The organism is Cupriavidus sp. USMAHM13 (assembly GCF_001854285.1).
Taxonomy (GTDB): Bacteria; Pseudomonadota; Gammaproteobacteria; order Burkholderiales; family Burkholderiaceae; genus Cupriavidus; species Cupriavidus malaysiensis.
Map to the genome: position 1 here is coordinate 326717 of NZ_CP017752.1, position 26202 is coordinate 352918.

The following is a 26202-nucleotide window of genomic DNA, read 5'->3' on the forward strand; positions in this document are numbered from 1 at the left end:
TTCTTCCCACTCAGCAGCATTCCAATGGACGCCGGCCATGCTAGTTCACGCCAGCTCCTGGTAGTTTGGGATTCCACGCAATGGGTTTCAGATCCGCCCTAATGCAGCCAGCTGGAACCAGCCCAGGTCGCCCGGATGATCCCGTCGTTGCCTCTGCGCAGGAACCGGCGCCCCGCTCGCGACCGGCAGGCAGGCAGGCAGGCCAACCGACCATTTCCTTGCGCGGTAATGCCCCTTCTGGCAAGGTTCTGGGTGCCATCGCTGGTTGCCATCGGAACGCTCACCGATTGACCAATCGGTATCTCACTGCAAAAGGAAACCTGACCTGTCGCTGCAACCATCCGTCCGACGCGATCTGCTGATCCTGTGGCTTTCCATCGCTGCGGCCGCTCTTGTGCTGGGGTGGTTGCTGCTGCTCTTGAGCCGCCAAGGCGCCGGCCCCCAGATTGCGCATGCGCGCCAACTTACCTCGACCAGTTGCCAGGCGCTGCAAGCGGGCGCGGCACGCGTTCGCCAGCAACTTCCGTCTGCGGGCGATCGGCGCCGATCCATGGTCCCCGCCGCCGCGCAGGCGGTGCTCGATCTGGCGCTGCGCGACCAGCCGGGCATGGAAGGCGGCTTCTGGCGCGCGGATGCGGGTGTGGTGGCCTATGCCTTCCCGACCTACGACGGCACGGGCATCAAGCGCGATCCGCCGAGCGCCGAGCTGGAGCGCATTGGCTCCACGGCCCAGCGCGCGCAGGATTCCGCGGGCCTCGTGACCGACGTCCGGCCAGGCTTGCGCGAGGCCGTGGCGTTCGCCGCTTGCCCGGTGGAAGCGGTTGGCGGGGATGGCGGGCGCCTGATCGCCTGGACCCTGATGCGCGTGCCGCTGCTGGCCGCGGAAACGGTCAACACCTTGACCCTTGCGGTGAGCCTGCTGCTGGCGCTGGTCGCGGTCTCCGGCGCCTGGCTGGGCTGGATGATTTCGCGGTGGCAGCGCCAGTCGGCCCATCTGCAGCAGCAGCTGGCCCAGTCCGAACGCCTGGCCACGCTGGGACGGGTGTCCGCCGGGCTCGCGCACGAGATCCGCAACCCTCTGGGCACGATGCGCATGAAGGTGGAGAACGCGATGGCGGCGCCGGCCGACCTGCGCGAGGCCCGTGTGGCCGGCGCGCTGGAGGCCGTGCTGGCACAGACGGCGCGCCTCGAGACGCTGGTATCGAGCCTGCTGGCGTTGACGCAGCCGTTCCGCGCGGAGCGCCAGGTCGTCGACCTGGCAGCGTGGCTGGAAGAACGGCGCAATGCCCATGCCGAAACCGCGCAAAGGCTTGGCATTCGGATCACGCTGGCGGTTGCGCCGGAGCTGGCCGCCAGCGCGCGGGGACGGGCGCTGTTCGACCCGGCGCAGATGGCGCGGGTCTATGACAACCTGCTGCTCAATGCGATGGCGCACACGGGAGAAGGCGGCGAGATCGAACTCGGTGCGCGCGGTGCACGCGGTCCGCGCGGCCCACGCGGTGGCGCATTGCTGTTGTGGGTGGCGGACGATGGCTCCGGCATTCCGGACGACTTGCGCGATACGCTGTTCGAGCCGTTCGCCACCGCCCGCGCGGGAGGCACCGGCCTGGGACTGGCGTTGGTGCGCGAGATCGTGCAGGGCCACGGCGGGCGGGTCGCTCTCGCCGAGTCGGCCAAGGGAACGCGCATCGAGATGGAGCTGCCATGGCCAAGATCCTGATCGTCGACGATGACGCCGCGTTCCGCGGCAGCCTTGCGGAAATGCTGCAGGACCTGGGACATGTGGTGCTGCAGGCCGAGGCCACCGATGCGGGCCTGCACAGGCTGCGCACCGAGAACGTGGATGCGGCCATCGTCGACCTGCGGCTGCCGGGGGAGGATGGCCTGGCCTTCCTGCGCCGCGCGGCTGGCATCTCGCCGGTGCCCTGCATCATGCTCACCGCCTATGCGAGCGGCGGCAATACCATCGAGGCGATGCGCCTGGGCGCGTTCGACCACCTGACCAAGCCCGTGGCCAGGGCCGCCCTGGTCGAAACGCTGGAGCGCGCCCTGCGGCGGGAAGCCGATACCCCGGACCGGCAGCAGGCGGCCACCGCGGCGCCTGGCGCCAGAGAGCCCGTCGATGGCACCGAACTGGTCAGCAGCAGCGAGGCCATGCGCCAGGTCTTCAAGCGCATCGGCCTGGCCGCGGGCAGCGACGCCACGGTGCTGGTCCTCGGCGAGACGGGAACGGGCAAGGAACTGGTGGCGCGCGCCCTGCACCGCAACAGCGGCAGAGCTGCCGGGCCCTTCGTCGCGGTGAACTGCGCCGCGATCCCGGCCGAGCTGATGGAAAGCGAGCTGTTCGGCCATGTCAAAGGGGCATTCACCGGTGCCGTCCATGAACGCATCGGGCGCTTTCGCGAGGCCGATGGCGGCACCCTGTTCCTCGATGAGATCGGCGACATGCCGCTGTCCACGCAGGCGAAGATCCTGCGGGTGCTGCAGGAGCGCGAGATCACCCCCGTCGGCGCCAGCCGCGTCCAGCCCGTGGACGTGCGCATCGTCGCCGCCACACACCTCGACCTGCCCGCCGCGGTCAAGGCGGGGCGCTTCCGGGAAGACCTGTGGTACCGCCTGCAGGTGGTGCCACTGTGGCTGCCACCGCTGCGTGAACGCCTGGGCGACGTGCTGCTGTTGGCCGAGCATTTCCTGCGCCTGCTGGGCGGCGACCCGCCCAAGCGGCTGAGCGCGGCGGCGGCCCGGCTGCTGCTGGCCCACTCCTGGCCCGGCAATGTGCGCGAGCTGCGCAATGCCATGGAACGTGCGGCCATCCTCAGCCACGGATCCGTGATCGAGGTCGAACACATCGGCTTGCAGGCGGCGGCCGCGCCGGCCCCGGGTCTGGACATTGACTGGGACGGCCCGATGGCACTGGCCGTCGCCCGCGTGGAACGCGAAATGATCGTGCGCGCCCTGGCGGCGACGGCCGGCAACCGCGCGGAGGCGGCGCGGCGACTCGGCCTGTCCCGCCAGCAGCTTTACCGCAAGCTGGCCGAGTTCGACCTCGATTGAGCCTGCCGTAGCGAAACCGGTGTCCGCTGCGGTGACACCCTGGCGTCACCGCAGCGGACAGTCCGTCCCGTGGCTTCCGCGCAAACCCTTGATTTCATTGCAACTCCTGGTTGGCATGGTGCTTGCGCCACAGCTTGTGGCGTTTATCCCAACCCAAGGAGTTTCTCCATGTCTACGCGTTTCCTCGCCATGTCCGCGGCGCTTGTGTTCGGCCTGTGCAGTCTGCCCGCGCATGCCATGCCGCCCGGCCCCGCCCCCCATCTGCCGCCGGCACCGCCTCAGCGGCTGGATGCCCCTGGCCTGATCGGCCAGTACGCGGTGGAAGGCCAGGTCCAGCGGATGCTCACCAATCCCTACGGCGAGGTCGACGGACTGCGCCTGAGCGACGGAACGATCGCCAAGTTTCCGCCGCATATGGCCGATGCACTCACGGCCACGGTCAAGGTCGGGGACACTGTCCGCGTCATCGGACGAGCCGAAGCGCGGGGCACGGTCAGGGCTGACGCCATCGTCCACGCCGGCAACGGGCGCACCGTGTATGACCAGCCGCCGCCGGCAGGCGAAGGCCGCGTCCTGCCGCCGCACCTGCGCACCCAGCGCCTGCAGCCCCTGCAGGCGGAAGGCCGCGTCGAGACCGTCCTCACCGGTCCGCGGGGCGAAGCCAACGGCGTCATCCTGAGCGACGGCACCATCGTGCGCTTCCCGCCTGAGAGCCTGCGCCTTTCCGTGCAGGCGGGCGCGCCGTTCGCGGCCTCCGGACTGGGCACGCGCAATGCGTTCGGCACCTCACTGGAGGCCGTCAGCATGGGCACCACCCTGTCCGCCCTGCAGCCGCTCTACGACCGCGTGCCGTAAGCACAAGCCCCCAGTGTCCCGGGCCGGCGCGGCGGATGCCCGCTCCGGCCCGGCGCAGCGTTCCCGCCGATCGGGCTTCGGCTTCATCTGCCTGTGCGCCTTCTTCGTGCTCAAAGGACCGCTGAACTAAGAACCGATGATGGCAACACCAACCCTCCCCACGGCGCACACCAGTTCGCGCAGCTGGCTGTCCGGCCTGAATTTCTTCCTGGCCGACGTCCGCGACGGCCTGGGGCCCTTCCTCGGCGTGCTGCTGGCCAGCCATGGCTGGCGCGCCGATGACATCGGCTACGTGATGGCCGCCGGCGGCGTCGCCGGCATGCTGGCGATCACGCCGATGGGCGCATGGGTCGACACGTCGCGCCGCAAGCGGACGCTGCTGGCAGGCAGCACCATCGCGCTCATGCTCGCCACGGCGGCACTGTGGAGAGTGCCGTCGTTCGGCGTCGCCATCGCCTCCCAGGTGGTGTCCGGTGCGTTCGGCGCGTTGATGGGTGCCGGCGTCATGGGCATCACCTTGGGCATCGTCGAGCAGAGGGACGTGTCCCGGCAACTCGGCATCAACGAGGCCTGGAACCATGCCGGCAACGTGCTGGCGGCGGCATTGGCCGGGCTGGCCGGCTACCGCTGGGGGCTGTCAGCCGTGTTCGCCCTGATGGCCCTGATGGGATGCGCCGCGCTTGCCTGCTTGTGGAGGATCCATCCACAGGACATCGATCATGAGCGGGCCCGTGGCGGTGGCCCCGCATCCAGGCAGCCGGAGCAAGGACGCAGCCCTGCGCCGTCCATCCTGCGGGTGCTGACGGATTCGCGCGAGCTGGGCCTGCTCGCGATCACCATGCTGCTGTTCCATCTGGGCAATGCCGCGATGCTGCCCCTGTTTGCGCAGTCGATCGTCACGCGCGGACTGGGGGACCCCAGCGCCTTCACGGCATCGATCGTCATCGTGGCGCAGCTGGTCATGATTCCCGCGGCGCTTTGGGCCGGACGGCACGCCGGCCGGCACGGATACCGGGCCCTGATCATTGCCGCCCTGTCGGCCCTGCCCTTGCGCGGGCTGGTCGCCGCTTGCTGGGAGTCGCCATGGGCATTGATTCCGGTGCAGGTCCTCGACGGAATCGGCGCGGGCCTGCTGGGCGTCGCCTTGCCTGGACTCGTCGCCGGCCTGCTGCGGGGTACTGGACACGTCAATGCAGGACTTGGCGCGGTGATGGCGATCCAAGGCGCGGGGGCAGCCATGAGTCCCGCGCTGGCCGGCTGGATCGCGCATCGCTTCGGCTATAGCGCGGCGTTCGTCGCCTTGGGCATCGTTGCCGCGATCGGACTACTGACCTGTCGCTTCGGCCTTCTCTCCCGAATGCATCCGCCCGGCTCGGCAGGCGCTCCGCTCGCCGGGCACGGGGATGCGCTGATCGGGACATTCGAGGGAAAGCCGGAGCGAACCGAAGCCGCAAGAACGACGGCTTGCCCATCGGGATCACCATGACCGGAGTCCAGCGTGGTACTGACAGACTTCGTCTTGGCGTGCCGGTGGCACGACGAGCCGGATCCGGCTTCGGGCGGGTTGCCAGGCGGCGCTGGCTTGCCAATCAGCCTCGCCGTACCGACGGAATCTGGGGCGGTTGCCAGTGTCTTGGAATCGCGATAGCCTCTGCTGCGATTACCCCCGGAAGCATGATGCGCATTGCCAAATGACTGCCACCATCGTAGGAATCTTTCTGCTTGTCTACCTGGGGATGATTCTCGGCGGGCTGCCGTTCTTTCAACTGGATCGGACGGGCGTGGCATTGCTTGGCGCGATTGCCTTGATCGGCGTTGACGCAGTGCCCCTGGAGGCCGCAGCAGGCTCCATTCACCTGCCAACCATCATTTTGCTGTTCTCCTTCATGGTGGTGTCCGCGCAGATGCGCCTCGGCGGCTTCTACGACTGGGCCACACAGCGGTTCGCTGCGTGGTCTTATCGGCCGGCCGGTCTGCTCGCGGCGCTGATGCTCGGTGTCGCGGCACTATCAGCGGTATTCAGCAACGATATCGTTTGCCTGGCCGTGACGCCGGTGCTGATCGAAGCCTGTCAGCGACGGCGCCTGGATCCGGTGCCCTATCTGCTGGGCCTGGCCTGCTCGGCCAATATCGGCTCCGCGGCCACCTTGATCGGCAACCCGCAGAACATGCTGATCGGACAGACCCTGCGCCTGCCGTTCTTCGGCTATATCGCCGAGGCGGCGATCCCGGTGGGCCTTGGCCTGCTTGCCGCGTGGGCGCTGATCACCTGGCAGGTGAGAGGCCGATGGGAGGGGGCCGCGCCGGCGCCCGCCACCTCGGCGGGAACGTCCGATGGTGTGGCCGACGGTGCGGCCGATCGCGGCAACGGCGTGCCGCTCGATCGCTGGCAGACGGCGAAGGGCCTGATGGTTGCCGCGGTGCTGTTGATCGCCTTCCTGGTTGGCCCATGGCCGCGCGAGCAAGTGGCACTGATCGGCGCAGGCGTGCTGCTCCTGAGCAGGAAGATGCACTCCACGCGAACGCTCGGCCTGGTGGACTGGGAACTCCTGGTCCTGTTCATGGCGCTCTTCGTCGTCAACCATGCCATTCAACAGTCCGGCGTGGCGTCACAAGTCATCGGCGATCTCGCGCGTGCAGGGCTGCATCTCGACCAGCTGGCCCCGCTGTTCGGGGCAACCTTTGTCCTGTCGAACCTTGTCTCCAACGTGCCGGCTGTCATGTTGCTGCTGCCGTTGGCACATCACGAGATGGCCGGGCCGCTGCTGGCGCTGGTGAGTTCGCTGTCGGGCAATCTGCTGATCGCCGGCAGTATCTCGAACATCATCGTGGTGGATGCCGCGGCCAGGCGGAACGTCCGCATCGATTGGCGCCGTCATGCCAGGATCGGTATTCCAGTCACGCTCGCGACGCTGGCGATCTCCGCGCTCTACCTGACGGTACGGGTAAGCTTTCTCACTTCCTGATCGCGCCGCAGGTCATCGTCCTGGAAAATGCTTCTTCGATAATTCGTGTATTGGCAACCGAAGGGGCCGTATGCACCTGACTTTGGATCTGGGCACCATTATTCTCCTGCACATTACCTCGTTGATGGCAGGCGCTGCGGCAATCCTGCATAGCCGCAAGCGTACCGCCCGGCGCATCGGCTTAGGGCGTCTCGCCATTGCCTTGATTACCTTGGCAATCGGTGCAGTACTGGCCGCATTCGGAGAACGTGCCGCATTGCCGCTCTGGCTGTGGACGCATTTGAGCCTGGTCCTGGGCACGGTCGCCTATCCGCTGCTCTGGGACGGCATGCGGCGCCTGAGCGGCCGCCGCCGCAGCCTTTACTGGATTGTCATACTCGTGCCGGCGGCATGGTTCGTCCTTGGCATCGTCTCAGGATTCCCGCTCGTCGATGCTCGACGGGCAAGCGTCTTTCACCTGACCGCAGTGACATTCCTGGCGGCTTCGGCAGTCGAGATATGGCTGGACCGGCATAACGAGCCCTTGCCTGCGCGCCGTCCGCTGGCTGCGTGCCTGCTGGTGAGTGCGCTGATCTATGCGGTGCGCCTCGTCTGCATCGTTTTCGATATTCCATCGGCATTTGACTTTGCCACGGCTTTTTTTCTTCAGATTTTCGTCAATTTCTGGATTGCGCTGCTGGTGGTGACACTGGTGCGGGAGCGGCGCGAGGCGGGCCTTCAACTGGCGGCAGACACCGATGCGCTGACCGGCGTCGGCAACCGCCGGTGGTTCCTCGCGCGCCTTCCCGCAGCACCGCTGGCAAACAGCGCTCTGGCGATCCTGGACGTGGATCACTTCAAGCAGATCAACGACAGGTTTGGCCATCCTGTGGGTGACCATGTGCTGGGGTCGGTTGCCAGAGCGGTCCGGGATGCGCTGCGGGAGGGAGATGTCCTGGCGCGATTCGGCGGCGAGGAGTTCGTGCTCTTTCTTCCGAATGTCGATGCGCAAGGCGCCAGGGCGGTCGCCGAGCGGCTGCGCCATCGAATCGAAACCATGTCGGTTGTCATCGATGGCGCGCGCATCAGTGTCACCGTCAGTATCGGTGTGGCCTGGAGCGGCCAGAAAGGCGGCACCTGGGATGCCTGGATACAGACGGCGGACACGGCTTGTTATGCGGCGAAGGGCGCCGGGCGCAACCTTGTGAAGACGAGCGTCGTGTAGATCCCGCCGCAGTCAGGTGACATAAGGTGGCGTCCGGTGTGGCATCGAAACACCAGGCCTGGCACTATGGCGCGAGGAACTTCACCACCGCGCCCACCGTGGCCTGCGGCTGCTCTTCCATCAGCCAATGGCCGGCATCGGGAATCACCAGTTCCTGCACATTGCTGGCGGCATTGCGCATGACGATCGCCTCGTTCTGGCCAAAGGACTTCTCACCGCCGATTGCCAGCACCGGCATGGGCAGCTTGGTGGCCAGCGATTTCTGATTGTCCTCGGCGTCCTGCGGAATCGACAGGAATTGCGCGAATGCAGAGTGCATGGCGCCCGGCTTCGCATAGATCCGGGCATAGTGAACCCGCGTCGCCTCGTCGATCTTCGAGGCATCCCCTGCGAATTCATTCCAGAACCTGTCCAGGTAGATCCGCTCCCGGCCTTTCACCAGCCGCTCCGCATCCGGGCCGCCGAAAGAGAAATGCCAGAGGGCGGGCATGCGGACGATCTGTTCCCACGGCGGAATCCCCGGCACCGGGGCGTCCATCACGATCAGCCGCGTCGTCTTGTCCGGATAGCGCGCCGCATAGGCATAGGCCACCATGGTGCCGATGTCGTGGCCGACCACGTCGGACTGGTCGATTTTCAATTGCGTCAGCACCGAGCGGATGTCGGCCGCCTGTGTGCGCTTGTCATAGCCGCCTTCGGGGTGTGATGACAGTCCCATGCCGCGCAGATCCGGAACCACCACGGTATGCGTGCGAGCCAATTCGGCGGCCAGGGGTGCCCACATATCGCCGGTATCGCCGAAGCCGTGCAGCAATACCACCGCCGGCCCGCTGCCGCCGACGCGCACAAACAGGGTAGCCCCGTCGGTCTGGATATTCTGGTGACGGAATCCTGGCGGATACGGCTTCACCTGGGCTTGCGCAGGCTGGGTGATGGCAAGCAAGAGGACGACGGCGGCAAACAGTTTTCGCATGGTCTTTTTCTCTCGGGGCGCAGTGGCCAGGGTCGATCAGGAAGCGGCCCTCTGGAGGGGACGCAGAAAGTGCGTGGCGCGAACCTGCTAAAGCGTAGTGCAAGCCGCGCGTGGCGCAAGCACGATTTCTTCCGCTCCTGCATCGAGCTCTTGGAAAAACTCGCGGGAGCCGGGTGATTCCCTGGCCGACCGGCTCACCGCGACCTTGGAAGTGGCCTTCTCGTGCGCCCGCCGACGCTCGACCGTGGCTTATTTCTGCGCCATCGCCTCGAACACGTCGGGGTACCGGCCACCCGAGATGTTCTCGGGAGTAAATGTCGCCTCCAACTGCGCGCACTCCCCCGCGGTCAGAGCGAGATCGACAGCCGCGGCATTCTGCTCCAGATGCGCGATGCGCTTCGCACCCGGAATAGGCACGATATCGTTCCCCTGTGCCAGCACCCAGGCGAGGGCGACTTGCGCAGCGCTTGCCCCCTTTGCCGCTGCGATTTCCTCGATCACAGTGACCAGTCGCCGGTTCGCCTCGATGTGGCCAGGCTGGAAGCGCGGCAGGCTGTGTCGGAGATCTCCCGGCTCCAGCTCGGCTGCGGCGGGCACTTTGCCGGTCAGGAAGCCGCGCCCCAACGGGCTGAACGGGACGAAGGTGATACCTAGCTCTCGGCAGACCTCAAGAACGCCGTTCGTTTCGACATCACGGGTCCAGAGAGAGTATTCGCTCTGCAGGGCAGCGATCGGATGGATGGCATGAGCGCGGCGCAGCGTCTCGGCAGAGACTTCGGAAAGGCCGATCATGCGCACTTTGCCCTCTGTCACGAGATCGGCCATCGCGCCGACGCTATCCTCTATCGGCACCGCTGGATCCACGCGGTGCAGGTAATACAGATCGATCACATCGGTCTGAAGCCGCTTCAGCGAGGCCTCGGCTACAGCCTTGGCGTTCTCAGGCCTGCCATCCGTTCCCGTGATCTCGCCGAAATCGGTTCGATCGCGGCTGTAGGTGAAGCCGAACTTCGTCGCGATGACCACCCGCTCGCGATAAGGCTTGAGCGCCTTGCCCAAAAGGATTTCGTTGCGGTACGGGCCGTAGACCTCAGCGGTATCGAACGAGGTGACGCCGAGATCGATCGCCCGATGTAGCGTCCGGATCGAAGCCGCCTCATCTTGCACACCATAGGCCTGGCTCAGCCCCATGCAGCCCAGGCCAATGGCCGAGACCTCAATTTTTCCGAGCTTGCGATGCTCCATAAGGCGTTCCTGTTTGCATTGGGTTTGTGATGAACGCAGGTTAAATGAGGCGAACAACGATGATAAGTGCTGTAATAGAGATTGGCTTAATCTAATATTTCGATCAATGGATCGAACACAGCTTTCCCAACTCGTGGTTTTCGTGACCGTGGCCGAGACGGGCAGTTTTCGCGCTGCGGCCGATCGGCTCGGCATCGCGCCCTCGGCAGTCAGTCATGCGGTCTCTACACTGGAAGACAGCCTCGGTTTGCGACTCCTGGCGCGAACCACGCGCTCAACGCGCCCCACCGAGGAAGGGGCGCGTCTGCTCAGCCGGGTAACCGCGCCGCTTGCCGAGATCGAGACCGGATTGACAGAAGTGGTCGAAGGCGCGGCCGCGCCCTCCGGCCCCTTGCGGATCACCATGCCGCTTTTCGCGGCCGACGAACTCGTCATGCGCCGCCTGCCGGAGTTCACTGCGCTCTATCCCATGATCGAACTGGATGTCCGTGCCTCGGACATTTTTGAAGATATCGTCGAAAGCGGTTGCGACGCCGGCATCAGGCTCGGGGAAAGCCTGGAGGCCGACATGATTGCCGTGCGCGCGGGCGGGCCCCGGCGCGGCCTCATCGTCGCCGCGCCGGCCTATTTCGCCAAGCATCCCAAGCCAGCACATCCCCGCGACCTTGCGGCACACAACTGCATCCGTCGCCGGTTCGAGAGCGGACGCGTATACCGTTGGGAATTGGAGCGCGACGGGCACGCAATCAGTGTGGAGGTGAAGGGAAACCTGATCCTTCCACAGCAGGCCCTGATGCGGCAGGCGGCGTTGGACGGTCTTGGATTGGCTTTCCTCTTTGAGGAATCGGTCTCGATCGACGTTCGCGAGGGTCGCCTGATTGCAGTCATGGAGGATTGGTGCCCGTTCTTCGATGGCTTTCACATCTACTACCCTTCCCGGCGACAGATGCGACCGGCGTTGCGGGCCTTCATCGAGTTCTTTCGCTATCGCGCATAGCAGAGTCCTTTCGAACGGAACGCGGACCGCTGGCAGAAACGCATCGCTCCATCCGCGCCAGGACGGACAAGAAGACCCGAACGGCATCGCCCTCGCCGTGGTCGATATCGTAGGCGTACACGATTGGACGCCCGAGATAGCCCGCGCCCAAGGCAAGCAATGGAGTGCCGGCTACGTGTGCTGGGAGCTGGCGAATGTGCGAGCGATCGACCCGCCGGTCCCATGCGTGGCCAAGCGCGGCATCTACGCGGTGGAGCTCGCTCAGGACGCGGTAGCGTAGCCAGGTCGCCAGCGGATTCGGCGACCTGGAATCCGGCATGCGCCCCGCTCTTCCATCCCGCTAAAGCCTTCCGGCGCTATCGCCGTTAATCGCGACGAGCGGAACTCTGCCAAGGCACGCAAGCTCTGCCGCGCGGCGGGTTCCACGTCGAAGACGATAGCGCCGTTCGAGGCGCAGATGAGGACATCACAGGGATGAAACGGTATGCAAGCAGCCTGCTGCTGGGCTTGGCGAGCCTGAGCGCAGTGGCACAAGAAGCGCCGAAAGAGGTGAATGTGGCAGCGGCTCCCGCCACGGCGGAAGCCAATCTGCCAGAAGGCGTGACCACCGAAAAGGATCCGCTCAAGCAGGCTTACCTGGCCAAGGCAGCGTTGAAGCCAGCGCTGTTCCGCCCCAGCGAAAACATGCCGCAGGTGGTCAACGAGGACCTGCTGCGCGGCATGTCGGAGAGCGGCAAGGCACCGGGCAACGCGTCGGAGTTCGTCGGCTACCTGCCGAAGCTGAAGGTTCTGCCCTGCGCCCAGGGCTGCGAGGGCAAGGACTATGCGCGCGCCGTGGCAGAGTTCATCAAGGGCTACCGGGGCAATGGCAGGTCCTTCAAGGAACGCGGCGAGATGATTGTCCAGGTCCGCTGGTACAACACGCGCCCCTTCCTGATGCGCAAGCTCCCCTACGGTGCCGATGTATTCGGCGTGTCGTTCCTGCTCGAAGGCAAGCTGGTCTCGCTTGGCAAGAAGTCCGGTGTCGGCGTGTCCGTCAGCTCGTACGAACTCGCTCACGAGATCGGCGCACGGCTGGCCACCGAACTTGCCTTCACGCTGGGGATGGGCGTGAAGCCGACCTACCTCTCGGTCACGAACCATCTCAGCACGGGCGTCGGCGGTGCGGTGATGGCCGCGGGCGCCACGGTGGACGGCATGCTCGGCGTGGAAGACGTCCGCCCGCGCATCGAACCGGCCACCGAGGCGGACAACAAGCTGCTGCCCGCCATGGACGGCATCAAGCCGGGAGAAGTCGAGCCCATCGCCGCCATGCATTACATCAACTCGATCGTGTTCTGAGGCGGCTGCCCCGGCCTCAAGCTCAATCGAATACGGAGAAGACCATGTTGGATGTGCTCAACATCTTGAACGGAGTATTCCTCGTTGGCGTAGTGGCGTCCAATATCACGCTTTATGCCGACGCGGATTTCATCCATGCCGACCAGGACACGCTCGACACGGCTACGGCCATCAGCCTGCACAGGGAATGGTGGCGGGATGACAGCCAGTGCAGGTTTCTCGGGCTGATGGTGCCGTTCGCCCGCGATTGGCCGGAAACGCAGAAGTACGGCGACATCGAGACCGTCAACCCGCCCGCCCCGGACAAGATCGCGGGCCAGGCCTTCCTGATCAACCGCAAGGTCTGCCCCGGCAAGGCAGACGAGGCCATGTTCCGCGTGGCCGATCGCTGGCGGAGCGCGGGCAAGCTGCTGGAGAAGCATCACTTCGGCGCGGAAGACCTGTCCGGCATGCGGGAGGAATACCGCCCCAAGTGGCTCCCGCAGGTACTGGCGCGCATCGAACGGCTTGCGCAGCGTGACAAGGAGGCCAGGGCATTCCTCGACTTCACGGCCGCCGCCGCTGCCGCTACCAAGGCCGGACCAGGAGCGCAGCAATCCGCGCCGGCAGGCGCCCTGGAAACGGTACCGGCCGGGGATTCCGCCGGGGCGACGAACGCTGCCGGCAGGACGGATAGCGCGCGATAAGCGCGCCGGTCATCGCGGGGGCGCGCCGATGCTGCGCGCCGGCAGGCGGCGCCGTCAGGCACAACGCCTTGAATTCAACGCCTGGCGGCGATCCGAAAAGGAACGAGGCGCCCACCGTGAGCGCCTCGCCTTCCTTCGATATCGCAGCCGGGCAACGACTCACATCCCGCCAAACCGCGCGTCATAGACCCACCGCCTCACCTTCCCCCACCCCAGCCGCCCCGCCTCCGCATGCGCCGGATTCACCAGCACATTCCACTCTTCCGGCACCACGATCGAAGGCACCAGCAACAGCGCGGAGCGGCCGGCGGCCACCCAATCCTCGCCCGCATCCAGGCTGACCTTGCCGGCCGGCACGGCATCCCAGCCGATCGGCGCCGTGGCGGCCGTGAGGCGGCCGGCGGCTTCCCAGAGGTCGTCGGGGATATCGATGCGCACCAGGTAGCGGTTCAGCGGCAGCCCGCCGGCGCCGATGTGCACCAGCGTTTCCAGGCAGGCCAGCGCGATGGACGAGGCCGCGTACACCATCGGGGTGCCTTTGCGGTTCCAGCGGCCGCCGGTGATCCTGGCGCCGGTGCCGCTGGGGTCGTCGGCGGTGTAGGTCGGGGTGTCGGTGGCAATGCGCCAGGCCGTCCTCACGCGTAGGCCCCGCTTTCCATCTTGGCGAGCAGGTCGGCCACGATCTGCTGGCCGGCGACGGTGTCCATCAGGTCCGCGGGCCGTTCGCCGCCGAGGGCCGGGGCGGGCTGGTCGAGCCAGTGCGCGACCCACTGCGCGGCATTGAAGCCGGCCGGCTGGCCGGAGCGTTCAACCAGCGCCTGGACCTGGCCCACCAGCTTGGCCATGCCGATCACACGCTCGCTCTGGTCGCTCGACAGCCGTTCGTCGGCCTTGGCCTTGCGGTCGACGGTGGCGCGCGGCAGTTGCAGGGTGCGCATCAGGGTGTCCTTGCTCAGCCCCATGCGTTCGGCCAGCACGGCGATCTCGCTGGCGGGGATGCCGGCGCGGATCAGGGCGATCACGCGCAGGGTGCCGGCGGTGGATTGCGAGGCTTCATAGAAGGCGCGGAAGTCCTCGATGCCGTGCAGTTCGCTGTGTTTGGTGCCGCGCTTGACGGCGTGGCGCGCGGGGGCCGCGCGGCGCGTGGCCGGGGTGCGGCGTGGCTTGGCTTCGGCGGTGGTTTGCATCGCGGACTCCCAAATGAGTATTGATTGTAGCTCAAATGGTAATTCCCGCTCGAAAGGGTGTCGAGGAACCAGGCGAGTCATGCGGTGGCGTCGAGCGTTCCTTTGCGGGCGAGTTTCTGGATGTCGCGGATACCGCCTTATTCACCGCATATTCTGCGGACAATAAGCCCGCCAATCTCCGCATCCCGCAACGGCACCCCAGTCAACCCAACCCCGCCCTCACTCCCGCCGCGTCTGCCGATAGCGCAGCTGCCCCCGGGAAATGCCCAGCATGGCCGCAGCCCGCGACAGGTTGCCCGCCGCCAGTTCCACCGCGGTGTCGACCATGGTCTTTTCCATCTGCGCCAGCGTGAGCTTGTGGCGGCGCAGCAGGTCGCCCACCGCCGCGCCGGCGTCGGCCGGACGGCGTTCCGCGTCGCTCACGGCGGCAGATGGTGGCGGTAGCGGCGCCACCGCCTCAGTCATCGCCTCCGCCACCGCTGCGGGTGGCTGTGGCGCCTCCTGCGTCAATGCCGGCGCCGCGCTGCGCGACAGTTCCCGCAGCGTGATCACATGCGCGAGGTCCAGCGCCCGATCGTCGTCGGAGAGGATGACGGCACGTTCCATCACGTTCGACAGTTCGCGGATATTGCCCGGCCAGGCGTATGACATGAGCATCGACATGGTCTCCGGCGTCAGTCCGTTGATGCGCCGTCCGTAGGCCTTGGCGAAACGTTCCAGGTAGTGTTCGAGCAGTACCGGGATGTCTTCCTTGCGCTCGCGCAGCGGCGGAATCTCGATGGGGAACACGTAGAGGCGGAAGAACAGGTCTTCGCGGAAGCGTCCCGCGCGCACGGCCTGCCAGAGGTCTTCGTTGGTGGCGGCGATGATGCGGACACTGGCGTGGCGCGCGCTGCCGCTGCCCAGCCGTTCGAATTCGCCGGTCTCCAGCACGCGCAGCAGCTTGCTCTGCGCGATCAGGGGCAGCGTGCCGATCTCGTCCAGGAACAGGGTGCCGCCCTCGGCCAGTTCGAAGCGACCGGCGCGGGCGGCGTCCGCGCCGGTGAAGGCGCCGCGTTCGACGCCGAACAGTTCCGCTTCCATCAGCGTTTCCGGGATGGCCGCGCAGTTGACGGCCACGAAGGCGTGCTCGGCGCGGTCGCTCTGTTCGTGCAGCAGGCGGGCGAAGGCGCTCTTGCCCACGCCGCTTTCGCCCAGCAGCAGCACGGTGGCGGTGGTCTTGGCCACGCGGTTGATCTTGCCCACCACCGCCTGGAACGCCGGCGACAGGCCGACCACGTCGGACTTGTGCTTGGCGCGCTCCAGGCGATCCAGCCGCTGCATCGCCATGCCACGCCGGCCGCCGCCCGGGCGGGCATCGGCGGCGGACTCGCGCGCCAGGATCGGCGCATTGAGGAAACGCAGGTCTTCTTCGGCATCGGGCCAGTCGGCGGCGGCTTGCGCGATCACCCGGCAGGCCTCGTGGCCGGTGGCGCGGCACTCGATCTCGCGCGCCAGGATGAGCTTGCCCATGCAGGCGCTGAGGAAGCCGCTGGCGTAGCCCGTCTCCAGCCAGCAGGCGGGAGCCGGGCCGGTGTGAGGCGGCGGCCGGCCGGTCTCGTGCTCGAAGGAGTGCTCCCACAGGAACTCCAGGCGGCAGCGCCCCTGTGCGACGTCCAGTTCGGCGCTGATCATCTTGACCAGTGCCACGCCTTGCAGGGCATGGAGCTGCCCGCCGCGCGCCAGCAGGTCGAAGATGGCCGCGTCGGGGGCGTGCAGCTGCAGCGCAGTCTCGGCATCGCGCGTGCCCGAGGAGAAGCCGATGCGGGTCAGCAGGGTACGGGCGGTGCCGGCGCCGAGCGAGGCGACCAGTTCGTTGCGCAAGTCATGGATGGCCGCGCTGTGCATCATGACCATGCGCTGCCTGCCCAGGTAGATCTGCGCCCGTTCGGGATAGAAACGCAGCTTGTCCCGGACCGGGGCGATATCCGGGAAGGCCATGAGTTCGTCGGCGGTGGGCATCTTGTCTCCTGGACGGGCCGGCCCGTCTGGCGCGGGCGCGAAAATTTTGCAGGCCTGGCGATTTTTTTGCAGCGGCGGAGAAATTTCAAGCGGCCGCGGCACCGTATTGCCTGCTGCGATGCCACACATGCAAGCCTTGTTCCCGCGGCGTTTCCCCGCCGCGCAGCGCGCCCCGGCCATGCTGCACGCCAGCATCGCGCGCCTGGCACGCGGGTTGCGTATTGGCTTCCCGTCGACACGGGAACAGGGCTCGATCAGCGCCCGCCGGCATCCGCATCGGATGCCCCCGCCGACAACCGTGACGCAAGAGACATCAACAAGGAGGAGACATCATGTCGGAGCTTTCAAGCCTGGGCTACGTCGTGTTCCGCGTCAGCAGCCTGAGCCGGTGGGAGGACTTCGCCGTCAATGTGCTGGGCCTGATGACGGGACGGCGGGCCCCCGGCGCGCTGGGCCTGCGCATGGATGAGTTCGCGCAACGCATCCTGCTGGAAGAGGGATCGGACGACGACATCGCGGCGGCCGGCTGGCAATTCGATTCGGAAGACGAGCTGCGGGACTACGTCGGCCGGCTGCGCGCCGACGGCATCGACGTGCGCGAAGGCAGCCGGGAGATGGCCGCCAGCCGCCAGGTGGAGCGCGTGTTCGCCTGCGACGATCCGAACGGCTTCGTACACGAATTCTGCTACGGGCCCACCTATGCGCCGATCTCGGTGCCGTTCCGCTCGGCGCTGCTCAAGGGCGCCGGCTTCGAGACCGGCCGGCTGGGGATGGGTCACATCCTGCCGGTGGCGCGCGACTATGCGCAGTCGCTGCACTTCTACAAGAACGTGCTCGGCCTGCGGGTCAGCGACACCATCCGCGACGCCCACGCGGTCCCCGGCGCCACCGTCGACGCCACCTTCTTCCACACCCGCACGGGGCGCCACCATTCGCTGGCCACGGCCTTCATGCCCTTCCCGAAGCGCCTGCACCACGTGCTGCTGCAGGTACAGGACATGGACGACGTGGGCATGGCCTATGACCGCTGCCTGCGCGCGGGCCTGACCATCCACGCCGGCCTCGGCCACCACCCCAACGACCAGATGTTCTCCTTCTACGTGGAAACGCCCTCCGGCTTCGGCCTCGAGTACGGACACGGCGGCATCGTCATCGACGGCCAGGCCTGGGAAGTGAAGAACTACAGCCAGCTCAGCGACTGGGGCCACCGGCCGCCGGCCCGCCCCGCCTAGCCGGGCCGCGCGGCCGGTCCGGCCCGCAGGCCGGCACACCGATGCGAGCAACACCAGCACTTGCGCCGCCCCGGGCGCGAGCGGTGGCGTTCGTCCCGCGCCCGGCCGCCAGCCCCACCACCACCGAAGCAGGAGTTCCAACCATGCCTGATACCGCCATCGCGCCGCCGCCCGTGCCCGATGCAACCGCGTCGCCGGAGGATTTCCGCCAGGGCATGCGGCGCCTGGCCGCTGGCGTCTGCGTGCTCACCTCGTCGCTGGACGGGATGCCCGTGGGCCTGACCGCCACGGCCGTCACCGCCCTGTGCGCCGAGCCGCCGCGCCTGCTGGCCTGCGTCAACCGCCGGGTGTTTGCCCATGCCGCGTTCGAGACCTCGCGCGCCTTGTGCGTGAACGTGCTGTCCGCCGGCGATGTGGACATCGCCAGGCGCTTCGCCGGCATGGTGCCGGGCGTGCAGGGCACCGAGCGCTTTGCCGCCGGCGCCTGGGAAGGCCAGGTGCCCGCGCTGCTCGGCGCCCTGGCCAGCTTCCGCTGCCGCATCGCCGAGATCCTGCCGGCCGGCACCCACTCGATCCTGCTCTGCGACGTGGAGAGCGTCGCGGTCGGGCCGGGCGACGCCGCCCCCCTGGTCTACGCGCACGGGCAATTCCGCCACGCTGCGCACGCCATTTCCATCGAATGAAGGAGGAGACACCATGAACGCCATCCACGAACTGATGCAGGAACCGGGCACCGCCGAACTGGTCGCCCGCGCCCAGGCCATGATCCCGGCGCTGCGCGCCAAGGCCGCCGAAGTCGAGCAGGCACGCACCGTGCCCAAGGAGACCATCGACGCCTTCCGCGCGGCGGGCTTCTTCAAGATCCTGCAGCCGCGCCGCTGGGGCGGCTGGGAGATGGACCCGATCGTTTTCTCCCGGGTGCTGATGGAGCTGGGCCGCGGTTGCCCCTCCAGCGCCTGGAACCTGATGATCCTGGGCGTCCATCAATGGGAGTTCGGGCTGTTCGACCCGCGCGCGGGCGACGATATGTGGGCCCGCGACCCGGACATCCTGATCGCCTCGTCCTATGCGCCGTTCGGCAAGTGCCGCCCGGTCGAGGGCGGCTGGATGGTCAGCGGCGAGTGGAAAACCTCCAGCGGCTGCGACCATGCCGAGGGCGGCGCGATCCTGGGCGCCTTCTGGCTGGACGACGCCGGGCAGCGGCGCGACTACCGCTCCTTCGTGGTCTCGCGCAGCGACTACGAGATCGTCGACGACTGGCATGTGGTCGGCCTGGGCGGCACCGGCAGCAAGAGCGTGCGCATCCGAGGCGAGGCCTTCGTGCCGGACTACCGCTCGCACAGCATCGTCGACTACCGGATGTCGGCGCGCGCCACGCCCTATCTCTATCCGTTCAACCAGGTGTTCTACGCGGCCGTGTCATCGGTGATCGTCGGCTACGCACGCGGCATGGTCGACCTGTATATCGAACAGATGATGCCGCGGCAGAACATCGTCGGCCCCGCCGGCGCCGCCGCGCAGAACCCCTATGTGCGCGACAAGCTGGGCAACGCGGCCCTGCTGGTGCGCTCCGCGCAGGGGCGGCTGGCGCAGGTCTACCAGGAGGCCTCGGCCTATGTCGGCCGGGGCGAGCTGGTGCCGCTGGAGTCGCGCGTCTACCACTTCCTGGAAATCCAGCGCTGCGGCAAGGACTGCCTGGACGCCTCCCTGATGCTGTGGAAGAAGCTCAGCGCGCGCGCCATCTGGCTGACCAATCCCGCGCAACTGTGGATGCGCGCCATGCTGGTGGCCGGCAACCACATCACCCAGAACGAGGATGACACCGCCGGCGTGCTCGGCGGCTACCTGCTGGGCCAGGGCGTGCCGCCCTTCATGTTCGACCTGCCCGCCGCGCAGTGATGCCCCGGCCCGCGGGGCGCGCGTCGCGCGGGCCGCTTTCCCCCAACCCGAACAAGGAGAAGTCCATGGCTCTCGCGAGCGAGCGCATCGACGCCCTCGGCGACGAACTGCACGCGGCCTGGTGCGAGCGTGCCGCCATCCCGCCGCTGACCGGCCGCCATCCCGACATGACGATCGAGGAGGCCTACCGCATCCAGCGGCGCATGGTGTCGCACCGGATACGGCGCGGCGAACGGATCGTCGGCAAGAAGATCGGCGTCACCAGCCGCGCCGTGATGGACATGCTGGACGTGCGCCAGCCCGACTTCGGCGAGCTGCTCGATGGCATGGTCTGCGACGACGGCGGACAGGTTGCCGCGCAAGCCTTCCTGCAGCCGCGCGCGGAGGGCGAGATCGCCTTCGTGCTCGGCAAGGAACTGGCCGGCCCCGGCCTCACCGCCGCCGACGTGCTCGCCGCCACCGATGGCGTGATGGCCTGCATCGAGATCGTCGACTCGCGCATCCGCGACTGGAACATCCGCATCCAGGACACGGTGGCGGACAACGCTTCCTGCGGCGCCTTCGTGCTGGGCGACCGCCTGGCCGATCCGCGCGCGCTCGACCTGCGCACCTGCGGCATGGTGCTGGAGAAGAACGGCGAGGTCGCCGTCACCGGCGCGGGCGTGGCGACGCTGGGCTCGCCCGTCAATGCCGTCGCCTGGCTGGCCAATACCCTCGGGCGCCTCGGCGAAGCCCTGCCCGCGGGCTCGCTCATCCTCGCCGGCGCGCTCGGCGCCATGGTGCCCGTGCGGGCCGGCGACCACATGCGCGTAAGCCTGGGCGGCCTGGGCGGCTGCGCCATCCGCTTCGGCTAGCGCGCCACGCCCGCCACCCCTCGCCACCCCGAATGCACCCCTGATCCCATCCCGTGCCGCGCCCTGGCGAACGCCATGCGCGGCACCCATTCCGCCAAGGAGACAACATGACTGCACTGACCGAAGCCGGCACCAGCCGGTTCGCCGATATCCAGGAAGACGGCCTCGCCCTGCGCGTCCACTACAACGACGCCGGTACCGGCGAGGCGGTCGTGATGCTGCACGGCTCCGGGCCGGGCGCGTCCGGCTGGAGCAATTTCCACCGCAACGTCGAGGCCTTCGTCGCCGCCGGCTACCGCGTGATCCTGCCGGACTCGCCGGGCTGGAACAAGAGCGATCCGGTGGTCTGCGACAAGGGCTCGCGCGCCGACCTCAACGCCAGATCGCTGAAGGGCCTGCTGGATGTGCTGGACATCAAGCGCGCGCACCTGATCGGCAACTCGATGGGCGGCGGCAATGCGCTGGCCTTCGCGCTGCGCTACCCCGAACGCCTGGCCAAGCTGGTCATCATGGGCGGCGCCGGCGTGGGCCCCAGCCTGTTCCAGCCGATGCCGCTGGAAGGCATCAAGCACCTGTACGGCGTCTACCATTCGCCGACCATCGAGAACCTGCGGCGCATGCTGGATGTGTTCGTCTACGATCCCTCGACGCTGACCGAGGAGCTGATCCAGGGCCGCTTCGAGAACATGATGGCGCACCGCGAGCACCTGCAGAACTTCGTCGCCAGCGTCGCCGCCAATCCCGACTGGCTGCCGGACATGAGCGGCCGCCTGAAGGAAATCACCGCGCCCACGCTGATCACCTGGGGCCGCGACGACCGCTTCGTCCCGCTCGACAGCGGCCTGCGCATGCTGTGGGGCCTGCCCGACGCGCAGATGCACGTCTTCAGCCGCTGCGGGCACTGGGCGCAATGGGAGCACGCGGAGCACTTCAACCGGCTGGTGCTGGATTTCCTCGCCGAGTCAGCAAAGTGAGCAAGGCGCGGGCCTGAGGCCGCGCCAGCGACGCTGGCACGGTCAGGCACGCTGCCTTGCTTCCCGACACCGGGAGTCAGCGCGCCGCGGCGGGATCGCGCCCGGCTCTGCCGCTCGCGCAGCCGGCGCAGCAAGCCATCAAGCGGCGACCGCGAAGGTCATGCGGCCTCGCCCGCCGGCGGCGCCGCATGACACACGGCCTCGACGCGGTTGCCGGCGGGGTCGATCAGGAAGGCGGCGTAGTAATCGCGGTGGTAGTGCGGCCTCAAGCCGGGCTCGCCGTCAGAGCGGCCGCCGGCCGACAGCCCGGCCTGGAAGAAGGCATCCACCTGCGCGCGCGAAGGTGCCTTGAAGCACCAATGCCGCTTGCTGTCGCCGACCTCACCGGAACCCTGATAGACCGCCAGGAAGGTGGATGCCGTGTCGTCCGCGCTGCAGCGCTCGCCGTAGCCGACTGCGGCGGGCCGGTCATAGACCTTGCGCGCGCCCAGGGCATCCATGACGGCATCGTAGAAGGGCCGCGCCACCTCGATATCGGGAACGCTGATCGACACGTGGTCAAGCAGGTGCATTGTTCTTCTCCATGGGTCCTGTTGAACTCGCGCGAGTCTATACGAGATCGAGCTTTCGTGAGGGAGGGGTCCATCGTCCCGGACGGGAAGATGGACCCCGGCGTCAGCCGCCGCGATACCGCCTGCGTCAGCGGTGTAGCGGGCTTCGACGCGGCGCGCCGCATCGTTCTATCCTTGAGGAGCGGGCGTACCGGGCGCATTCTGCAGCCAGGCGGTGACGCCCTTTCGCCCCTTCGCCCTTCGCCCTTCGCCCTTTCGCCCTTTCGCCCTTTCGCCCTTTCGCCCTTTCGCCCTTTCGCCCTTTCGCCCTTTCGCCCAGACGCGCTGACAATATGGACCGGGTTCACGCAAAAATCATCGTGTGCGGCCTGATGCTTGCCTGCCTGTCGGCGGCTTGCGTATCGACGACGGGCGTCAATGTCGAACCAGAGCAGTTGGCGAACTTCATCCCGGGTTTCTCCACCCTGGATGACGTCACCGGCCAGCTCGGGACGCCCACGTCCCAGGCGACGCTGGGCGACGGCTCGACCGTGCTGGTCTACTCGTTTGCGACCGCCAAGCCTCACGCCGAGAGCCTGATTCCGCTCATCGGCCCGCTGTTTTCCGGCAACGACATCCAGTCGTCCACGGTCCTGTTCGAGTTCGACCAGAACGGGGTGCTCAGGAGCCAGCGCAAGTCAGGCTCCAGCGGGACTTCGGGCCTGACCGTACTGCCTCATCGTCGGGAGGGCCAGGACTAGGACGCATCGCCGATCCGCGGTGGCGAGCGGGGTGGCGAGGTGACGCGGGAGCCTGCCCTGCCCTGCCAAGCGAATGGGAAGACGGCCTTTCGTCCGGGAGCCATCCTGACGGCAGTGACGGCGTCAGGATGAACGGCCCACGGACGCGCCGGCATTCGGGAGGTCCTCCCCCCGGCAGCAGGTCATGGTGAAGCGGGTGCTCAGGATCCGCTGGCCGGGGCGATGTTCTGGTTCGCCCGGAACAGGTTCTGCGGGTCGTAGGTCTGCTTGATCTGCGCGAGCCTCGCGTAGTTCGGCCCGTAGGCCGCGCCGATGCGGCCGCCTTCCTCCTCGGTCAGGAAATTGACGTAGACGCTGCCGGAGGCGAACGGTTCGGTGACACGGAAGAAGTCGCGCGCCCAGGCGATGCAGGCCTGGTCTTCGTCGGGACGTTCCCAGCGGGCATGCACGTTCATCACGAAGCGGGCGTCGCGGTGGTGGTAGGCCATGGCGTCGGGCGCGACCCGGCTGGCCTGGCCGCCGATCAGGCCGATGAAGATGTCGGTCAGCGGCGACGGCAGGCGCGCGGCATAGTCGACCATGGCGTCGATGGCCTCATCCGGCAAGGTGGCGAAGTTGTGCGACTTCCAGTAGTTGCGCGCCCCGGGGCCGAGGAGCGGGTCAAACATCTTCTGCCACGCGGTGTAGGGCATCACGCCGACGTGGGCGCCCAACGGCGTGCCGAAGGCATGGACGGGCGCGAGCAGCGCTTGCCCCTGGGCCGGGTCGCCGGCGTAGAAGACCGGCAGCGCGAGGATGTCGGTGCCGTGCACGGACGACGGCAGGAACGGCAGCGGTGGCGCCTTGCGCAGCACCACCCAGACGCTCAGCTCATCGGGCATGGTGTCGACGAAGGCCCGGTACTTGCGCAGCACCGACTTGGCCTCGTCGGCGGGGAAGACGATCAGGCCGGCCAGCACGTCCGGCCCCACCGTGTGCAAGCGGAATTCGAACAGTGTCACCACGCCGAAATTGCCGCCGCCGCCACGGAGTGCCCAGAACAAGTCCGGATGTTCCTTTTGATTGGCAAGCAGGCGCTGGCCGTCTGCCGTCACCACGTCGCAGGAGACGAGGTTGTCGACGGTCATGCCGTACTTGCGCGAGAGCCAGCCGAAGCCGCCGCCCAGCGTCAGGCCGGCGACGCCGGTGGTGGAGTTGATGCCCAGCGGCGTGGCCAGGCCGACCGCCAGCGCCTCGTGGTCGAAGTCGCCCAGGGTGGCGCCCGGCTCGACGTAGGCGCGACGGGTGGCAAGGTTGATCTGCACGGACCGCATGCGCGAGAAGTCGATCACCAGTCCGTCGTCGCAGAGCGCGCTGCCGGCGATGTTGTGACCGCCGCCGCGCACGGCCAACTGCAGGCCGTTGTCGCGGGCGAAGTTCACCGCCGCCACCACGTCGGCCACGCCGGCGCACTGCACCATCAGCGCGGGGCGCTTGTCGCACATGGCGTTCCAGATCGTGCGCGCGGCGTCGTAGCCGGCATCGGTGGGGGTCAGGACGGCGCCGCGCAGGTTCTGACGCAGTGCGTCAACGCGGTCATTCGGAATCGCAGGCATAACAGCCCTCCTTGCTTCATACAGCGGCCGGACGCCGCCGGGCGGAGGAAGCCCGCCCGGATCCCTGGCCAGCATTGCCCGAGCCTTGTCACAATGCATGAAACGAGCCAACCGGCACCGCAGGCCGGTCGCACGGCGACGAGGCATCTGGGCGGTGCGCACAATGTCTCCTTCTGTTACAGCGCTGATCCGGCCTCATGTCGACGTCCCGGATCGCGCGCGAGGTGTGCCGTACCGTCCATCGCCGCGTCCCTCTTGACCAACAGCCGCTCTCCACCTTGAATCCAGGAAAATGGGGACAGCCACGGACTTCCTGAGGCGCGCGACCTGATCGTCTCGTTCCGTTTCGTTCGTCCCCGGAGAGAGGGGTGTATGCGCGGTCACACCGAGCTTGCCGCACCGCGCATGCCGCGCCGAGCCAATAGACCGGAACCACGGGAGACAGCGTCGGCGGCTGTCTCTGCTTGGTCAAAACCGTGAATTCGACGGCAACCCGACTCCGGGTCGACCGCGAACCTCGGTTCTTCCGGCAGCGCCCGTCAGTCATCGGCGATCCGTCTCGTCAACGCCGCCGTGCAGGCGCCGGTCGTCTTCCCTGCGGCGGGTCTGCGTCAGAAATGAAACGCCTCTTATGGCTTCGCTTCACGCCGCAGCGCCATGTCGATCATCGGCGCCCGGTACCCAGGTGGCATGCGGGATGCCGCATTCTCCCGTCGGGCGGATTGACGCCGAGGCATGGTCTTTGGGAGAGATGGAAAATGCGAATCTATCGACTGTTGCTTGCTGGCGTCGTTGCCTTGGGTGTCCTCCCTCCAGGGCAGGCAGACGGTGAGGTAACGGAAACGCGAACCGGCACGCACCTCATCACGCTAGGTACGCGCGGAGGGCCGATTCCCGCCAGGGACCGGGCGCAGTCGTCAAATCTGTTGATCGTCGACGGGACGTACTATCTTGTGGACGCCGGCGATGGCGTGCTGCGCCGGTTGACGCAGGCGGGAGCCAGTTTCCGCCAGATCGGGCAGGTATTCATCACGCACGGCCATGATGACCACACTGCGGGGTTGGGCACCCTCATGTCGGTTGCATGGGATTTTCAGCGCCACGATCCCATCGCCGTCTATGGCCCGCCCGGGACTGTCGCGCTGGTGAAAGGCGCCATTCAGTACTTTACGGTGAATGCGGAAATCCGCTGGGCCGAAGGCAGACGCACGCCGCTCGAGGATGTCTTCGTCGGCCATGATGTTGCGCCAGGGGTGGTCTACCAGGACAAGAACATCCAGGTAAGCGCTGTCGAGAACACGCACTTCCATATCCCGGAGGGCAGTCCATATTATGGCAAGTACAAATCCTATGCCTATCGCTTCCAGACACCCGACCGCGTCATCGTCTTTACTGGCGACACCGGTCCCAGCGACGCGGTGACCGAATTGGCAAGGAATGCCGATACCCTCGTCACGGAGGTCGGCTCCAGCGAAGACGTGAAGCAGGTGTTGATCCGGAACGGGACTTGGCAAAGCATGACCGCGCAACAACAAGCCGCGTTCATGCGGCATGAAGTCGAGGAGCATCTGACGCCGGATGAGGTCGGGAAAATGGCGGCGCGCGCTAAGGTCAGGACGGTGATATTGACCCACCTCTTGCCGACGGTCGACGAGCATGACGATTACGAGCGCTATGCGGCCGAGGTCAAGAAGTCCTTCTCCGGACAAGTGGTCGTTGCCAAGGACCTGATGGAGTTCTGACCTTCTCTGGCCGACGTGCGCGGACGGCTGCTTGCGGGAAGCCGGCTTAGCGCATGGGCCGACGCCTTGCGTCCCGCGCCGCCTG

23 protein-coding genes are annotated in these 26202 nt (G+C 67.2%); 16 read left to right on the plus strand and 7 right to left on the minus strand.

All coding sequences use genetic code 11. From position 1 onward, the window contains the following. Positions 1 to 358: 358 nt before the first annotated feature. The 6 genes from BKK81_RS19825 (at position 359) to BKK81_RS19850 (ending at position 8079) form a co-directional block, all read left to right on the plus strand. Complete coding sequence (locus BKK81_RS19825; RefSeq protein WP_071021884.1) at positions 359 to 1720, plus strand: two-component system sensor histidine kinase NtrB; 1362 nt, start codon at positions 359 to 361, stop codon at positions 1718 to 1720. Beyond that, entirely contained in the window at positions 1705 to 3054 is a 1350-nt protein-coding gene (locus BKK81_RS19830) for a sigma-54-dependent transcriptional regulator (protein ID WP_071017030.1), read from the plus strand. Before BKK81_RS19825 ends, BKK81_RS19830 begins: the two co-directional genes overlap by 16 nt. A 168-nt stretch (positions 3055 to 3222) precedes the next feature. Next, positions 3223 to 3909: a hypothetical protein gene (locus BKK81_RS19835; RefSeq protein WP_071017032.1), complete on the plus strand. Its 687-nt coding sequence runs from the start codon at positions 3223 to 3225 to the stop codon at positions 3907 to 3909. Between the two features lie 136 nt (positions 3910 to 4045). After that, a complete protein-coding gene (locus BKK81_RS19840; RefSeq protein WP_231908180.1) occupies positions 4046 to 5395 on the plus strand; it encodes an MFS transporter in 1350 nt (449 codons plus the stop codon). 205 nt (positions 5396 to 5600) lie between these two features. Continuing rightward, positions 5601 to 6875 (plus strand): anion transporter, encoded by a 1275-nt coding sequence (locus BKK81_RS19845; protein WP_071017034.1) that lies wholly within the window; start codon positions 5601 to 5603, stop codon positions 6873 to 6875. A 70-nt stretch (positions 6876 to 6945) separates the two neighbouring features. Further along, a complete protein-coding gene (locus BKK81_RS19850) occupies positions 6946 to 8079 on the plus strand; it encodes a GGDEF domain-containing protein (RefSeq protein WP_071017035.1) in 1134 nt (377 codons plus the stop codon). Between the two features lie 64 nt (positions 8080 to 8143). On the opposite strand, the gene BKK81_RS19855 is transcribed toward BKK81_RS19850, so the two are convergent. After that, positions 8144 to 9052: an alpha/beta fold hydrolase gene (locus BKK81_RS19855; RefSeq protein WP_071017037.1), complete on the minus strand. Its 909-nt coding sequence runs from the start codon at positions 9050 to 9052 to the stop codon at positions 8144 to 8146. A gap of 249 nt (positions 9053 to 9301) precedes the next feature. Further along, a complete protein-coding gene (locus tag BKK81_RS19860) occupies positions 9302 to 10297 on the minus strand; it encodes an aldo/keto reductase (RefSeq protein ID WP_071017039.1) in 996 nt (331 codons plus the stop codon). Positions 10298 to 10403: 106 nt separating this feature from the next. Between BKK81_RS19860 and BKK81_RS19865 the strand changes: the two genes are divergently transcribed. The 3 genes from BKK81_RS19865 to BKK81_RS19875 all read left to right on the plus strand — a co-directional run bounded on the left by BKK81_RS19865 (position 10404) and on the right by BKK81_RS19875 (position 13321). Next, positions 10404 to 11294, plus strand: coding sequence for a LysR family transcriptional regulator (locus BKK81_RS19865; RefSeq protein WP_071017041.1), 891 nt, complete (start codon positions 10404 to 10406; stop codon positions 11292 to 11294). Positions 11295 to 11768: 474 nt separating this feature from the next. Next, a complete protein-coding gene (locus tag BKK81_RS19870) occupies positions 11769 to 12635 on the plus strand; it encodes a hypothetical protein (protein ID WP_071017043.1) in 867 nt (288 codons plus the stop codon). 44 nt (positions 12636 to 12679) lie between these two features. Next, a complete protein-coding gene (locus BKK81_RS19875) occupies positions 12680 to 13321 on the plus strand; it encodes a hypothetical protein (protein ID WP_071017044.1) in 642 nt (213 codons plus the stop codon). Between the two features lie 159 nt (positions 13322 to 13480). On the opposite strand, the gene BKK81_RS19880 is transcribed toward BKK81_RS19875, so the two are convergent. The 3 genes from BKK81_RS19880 to BKK81_RS19890 form a co-directional block, all read right to left on the minus strand. After that, a complete protein-coding gene (locus BKK81_RS19880; protein WP_071017046.1) occupies positions 13481 to 13960 on the minus strand; it encodes an RES family NAD+ phosphorylase in 480 nt (159 codons plus the stop codon). After that, on the minus strand, positions 13957 to 14508 hold the full coding sequence (parS, locus tag BKK81_RS19885; RefSeq protein ID WP_071017048.1) for a type II RES/Xre toxin-antitoxin system antitoxin: 552 nt from the start codon (positions 14506 to 14508) through the stop codon (positions 13957 to 13959). Before parS ends, BKK81_RS19880 begins: the two co-directional genes overlap by 4 nt. A 219-nt stretch (positions 14509 to 14727) precedes the next feature. After that, entirely contained in the window at positions 14728 to 16509 is a 1782-nt protein-coding gene (locus tag BKK81_RS19890) for a sigma-54-dependent Fis family transcriptional regulator (protein WP_197524026.1), read from the minus strand. Positions 16510 to 16841: 332 nt separating this feature from the next. Between BKK81_RS19890 and BKK81_RS19895 the strand changes: the two genes are divergently transcribed. The 5 genes from BKK81_RS19895 to BKK81_RS19915 all read left to right on the plus strand — a co-directional run bounded on the left by BKK81_RS19895 (position 16842) and on the right by BKK81_RS19915 (position 21468). Then, on the plus strand, positions 16842 to 17741 hold the full coding sequence (locus tag BKK81_RS19895; protein WP_071017051.1) for a VOC family protein: 900 nt from the start codon (positions 16842 to 16844) through the stop codon (positions 17739 to 17741). Positions 17742 to 17884: 143 nt separating this feature from the next. Next, a complete protein-coding gene (locus BKK81_RS19900) occupies positions 17885 to 18424 on the plus strand; it encodes a flavin reductase family protein (RefSeq protein WP_071017053.1) in 540 nt (179 codons plus the stop codon). Between the two features lie 13 nt (positions 18425 to 18437). Next, positions 18438 to 19640 carry an acyl-CoA dehydrogenase family protein gene (locus BKK81_RS19905; RefSeq protein ID WP_071017055.1) on the plus strand — a complete coding sequence of 401 codons (1203 nt, stop codon included), beginning with the start codon at positions 18438 to 18440 and terminating at the stop codon, positions 19638 to 19640. A 65-nt stretch (positions 19641 to 19705) separates the two neighbouring features. After that, positions 19706 to 20494 (plus strand): 2-oxopent-4-enoate hydratase, encoded by a 789-nt coding sequence (dmpE, locus tag BKK81_RS19910; RefSeq protein WP_071017057.1) that lies wholly within the window; start codon positions 19706 to 19708, stop codon positions 20492 to 20494. A 107-nt stretch (positions 20495 to 20601) separates the two neighbouring features. Further along, entirely contained in the window at positions 20602 to 21468 is an 867-nt protein-coding gene (locus BKK81_RS19915) for an alpha/beta fold hydrolase (protein WP_071017058.1), read from the plus strand. A gap of 158 nt (positions 21469 to 21626) precedes the next feature. Here BKK81_RS19915 and BKK81_RS19920 read toward each other — a convergent pair whose 3' ends face one another. Next, entirely contained in the window at positions 21627 to 22040 is a 414-nt protein-coding gene (locus tag BKK81_RS19920) for a VOC family protein (RefSeq protein WP_071017060.1), read from the minus strand. Between the two features lie 332 nt (positions 22041 to 22372). Between BKK81_RS19920 and BKK81_RS19925 the strand changes: the two genes are divergently transcribed. Next, the gene (locus BKK81_RS19925; RefSeq protein ID WP_071017062.1) at positions 22373 to 22780 is read left to right on the plus strand and encodes a hypothetical protein; all 408 of its coding nucleotides are present in this window, start codon (positions 22373 to 22375) and stop codon (positions 22778 to 22780) included. A 200-nt stretch (positions 22781 to 22980) separates the two neighbouring features. Here BKK81_RS19925 and BKK81_RS19930 read toward each other — a convergent pair whose 3' ends face one another. Beyond that, a complete protein-coding gene (locus BKK81_RS19930; protein WP_071017064.1) occupies positions 22981 to 24375 on the minus strand; it encodes an FAD-binding oxidoreductase in 1395 nt (464 codons plus the stop codon). Positions 24376 to 25133: 758 nt separating this feature from the next. On the opposite strand from BKK81_RS19930, the gene BKK81_RS19935 reads away from it, so the two are divergent. Further along, positions 25134 to 26117 carry an MBL fold metallo-hydrolase gene (locus tag BKK81_RS19935; RefSeq protein WP_071017066.1) on the plus strand — a complete coding sequence of 328 codons (984 nt, stop codon included), beginning with the start codon at positions 25134 to 25136 and terminating at the stop codon, positions 26115 to 26117. Positions 26118 to 26202: the final 85 nt, after the last annotated feature.

Excerpts from the sequence above, each read along its gene's own strand:
- BKK81_RS19905 (WP_071017055.1), top strand. The coding sequence starts at position 18,438 with ATGAACGCCATCCACGAACTGATGCAGGAACCGGGCACCGCCGAACTG.
- BKK81_RS19845 (WP_071017034.1), top strand. The coding sequence starts at position 5,601 with ATGACTGCCACCATCGTAGGAATCTTTCTGCTTGTCTACCTGGGGATG.
- BKK81_RS19890 (WP_197524026.1), bottom strand. The coding sequence starts at position 16,509 with ATGCCCACCGCCGACGAACTCATGGCCTTCCCGGATATCGCCCCGGTC.
- BKK81_RS19920 (WP_071017060.1), bottom strand. The coding sequence starts at position 22,040 with ATGCACCTGCTTGACCACGTGTCGATCAGCGTTCCCGATATCGAGGTG.
- parS (WP_071017048.1), bottom strand. The coding sequence starts at position 14,508 with ATGCAAACCACCGCCGAAGCCAAGCCACGCCGCACCCCGGCCACGCGC.
- BKK81_RS19870 (WP_071017043.1), top strand. The coding sequence starts at position 11,769 with ATGAAACGGTATGCAAGCAGCCTGCTGCTGGGCTTGGCGAGCCTGAGC.
- BKK81_RS19925 (WP_071017062.1), top strand. The coding sequence starts at position 22,373 with ATGGACCGGGTTCACGCAAAAATCATCGTGTGCGGCCTGATGCTTGCC.
- BKK81_RS19840 (WP_231908180.1), top strand. The coding sequence starts at position 4,046 with ATGATGGCAACACCAACCCTCCCCACGGCGCACACCAGTTCGCGCAGC.
- BKK81_RS19900 (WP_071017053.1), top strand. The coding sequence starts at position 17,885 with ATGCCTGATACCGCCATCGCGCCGCCGCCCGTGCCCGATGCAACCGCG.
- BKK81_RS19835 (WP_071017032.1), top strand. The coding sequence starts at position 3,223 with ATGTCTACGCGTTTCCTCGCCATGTCCGCGGCGCTTGTGTTCGGCCTG.
- BKK81_RS19875 (WP_071017044.1), top strand. The coding sequence starts at position 12,680 with ATGTTGGATGTGCTCAACATCTTGAACGGAGTATTCCTCGTTGGCGTA.
- BKK81_RS19830 (WP_071017030.1), top strand. The coding sequence starts at position 1,705 with ATGGCCAAGATCCTGATCGTCGACGATGACGCCGCGTTCCGCGGCAGC.
- BKK81_RS19855 (WP_071017037.1), bottom strand. The coding sequence starts at position 9,052 with ATGCGAAAACTGTTTGCCGCCGTCGTCCTCTTGCTTGCCATCACCCAG.
- BKK81_RS19850 (WP_071017035.1), top strand. The coding sequence starts at position 6,946 with ATGCACCTGACTTTGGATCTGGGCACCATTATTCTCCTGCACATTACC.
- BKK81_RS19865 (WP_071017041.1), top strand. The coding sequence starts at position 10,404 with ATGGATCGAACACAGCTTTCCCAACTCGTGGTTTTCGTGACCGTGGCC.
- BKK81_RS19935 (WP_071017066.1), top strand. The coding sequence starts at position 25,134 with ATGCGAATCTATCGACTGTTGCTTGCTGGCGTCGTTGCCTTGGGTGTC.
- BKK81_RS19895 (WP_071017051.1), top strand. The coding sequence starts at position 16,842 with ATGTCGGAGCTTTCAAGCCTGGGCTACGTCGTGTTCCGCGTCAGCAGC.
- dmpE (WP_071017057.1), top strand. The coding sequence starts at position 19,706 with ATGGCTCTCGCGAGCGAGCGCATCGACGCCCTCGGCGACGAACTGCAC.
- BKK81_RS19930 (WP_071017064.1), bottom strand. The coding sequence starts at position 24,375 with ATGCCTGCGATTCCGAATGACCGCGTTGACGCACTGCGTCAGAACCTG.
- BKK81_RS19860 (WP_071017039.1), bottom strand. The coding sequence starts at position 10,297 with ATGGAGCATCGCAAGCTCGGAAAAATTGAGGTCTCGGCCATTGGCCTG.
- BKK81_RS19915 (WP_071017058.1), top strand. The coding sequence starts at position 20,602 with ATGACTGCACTGACCGAAGCCGGCACCAGCCGGTTCGCCGATATCCAG.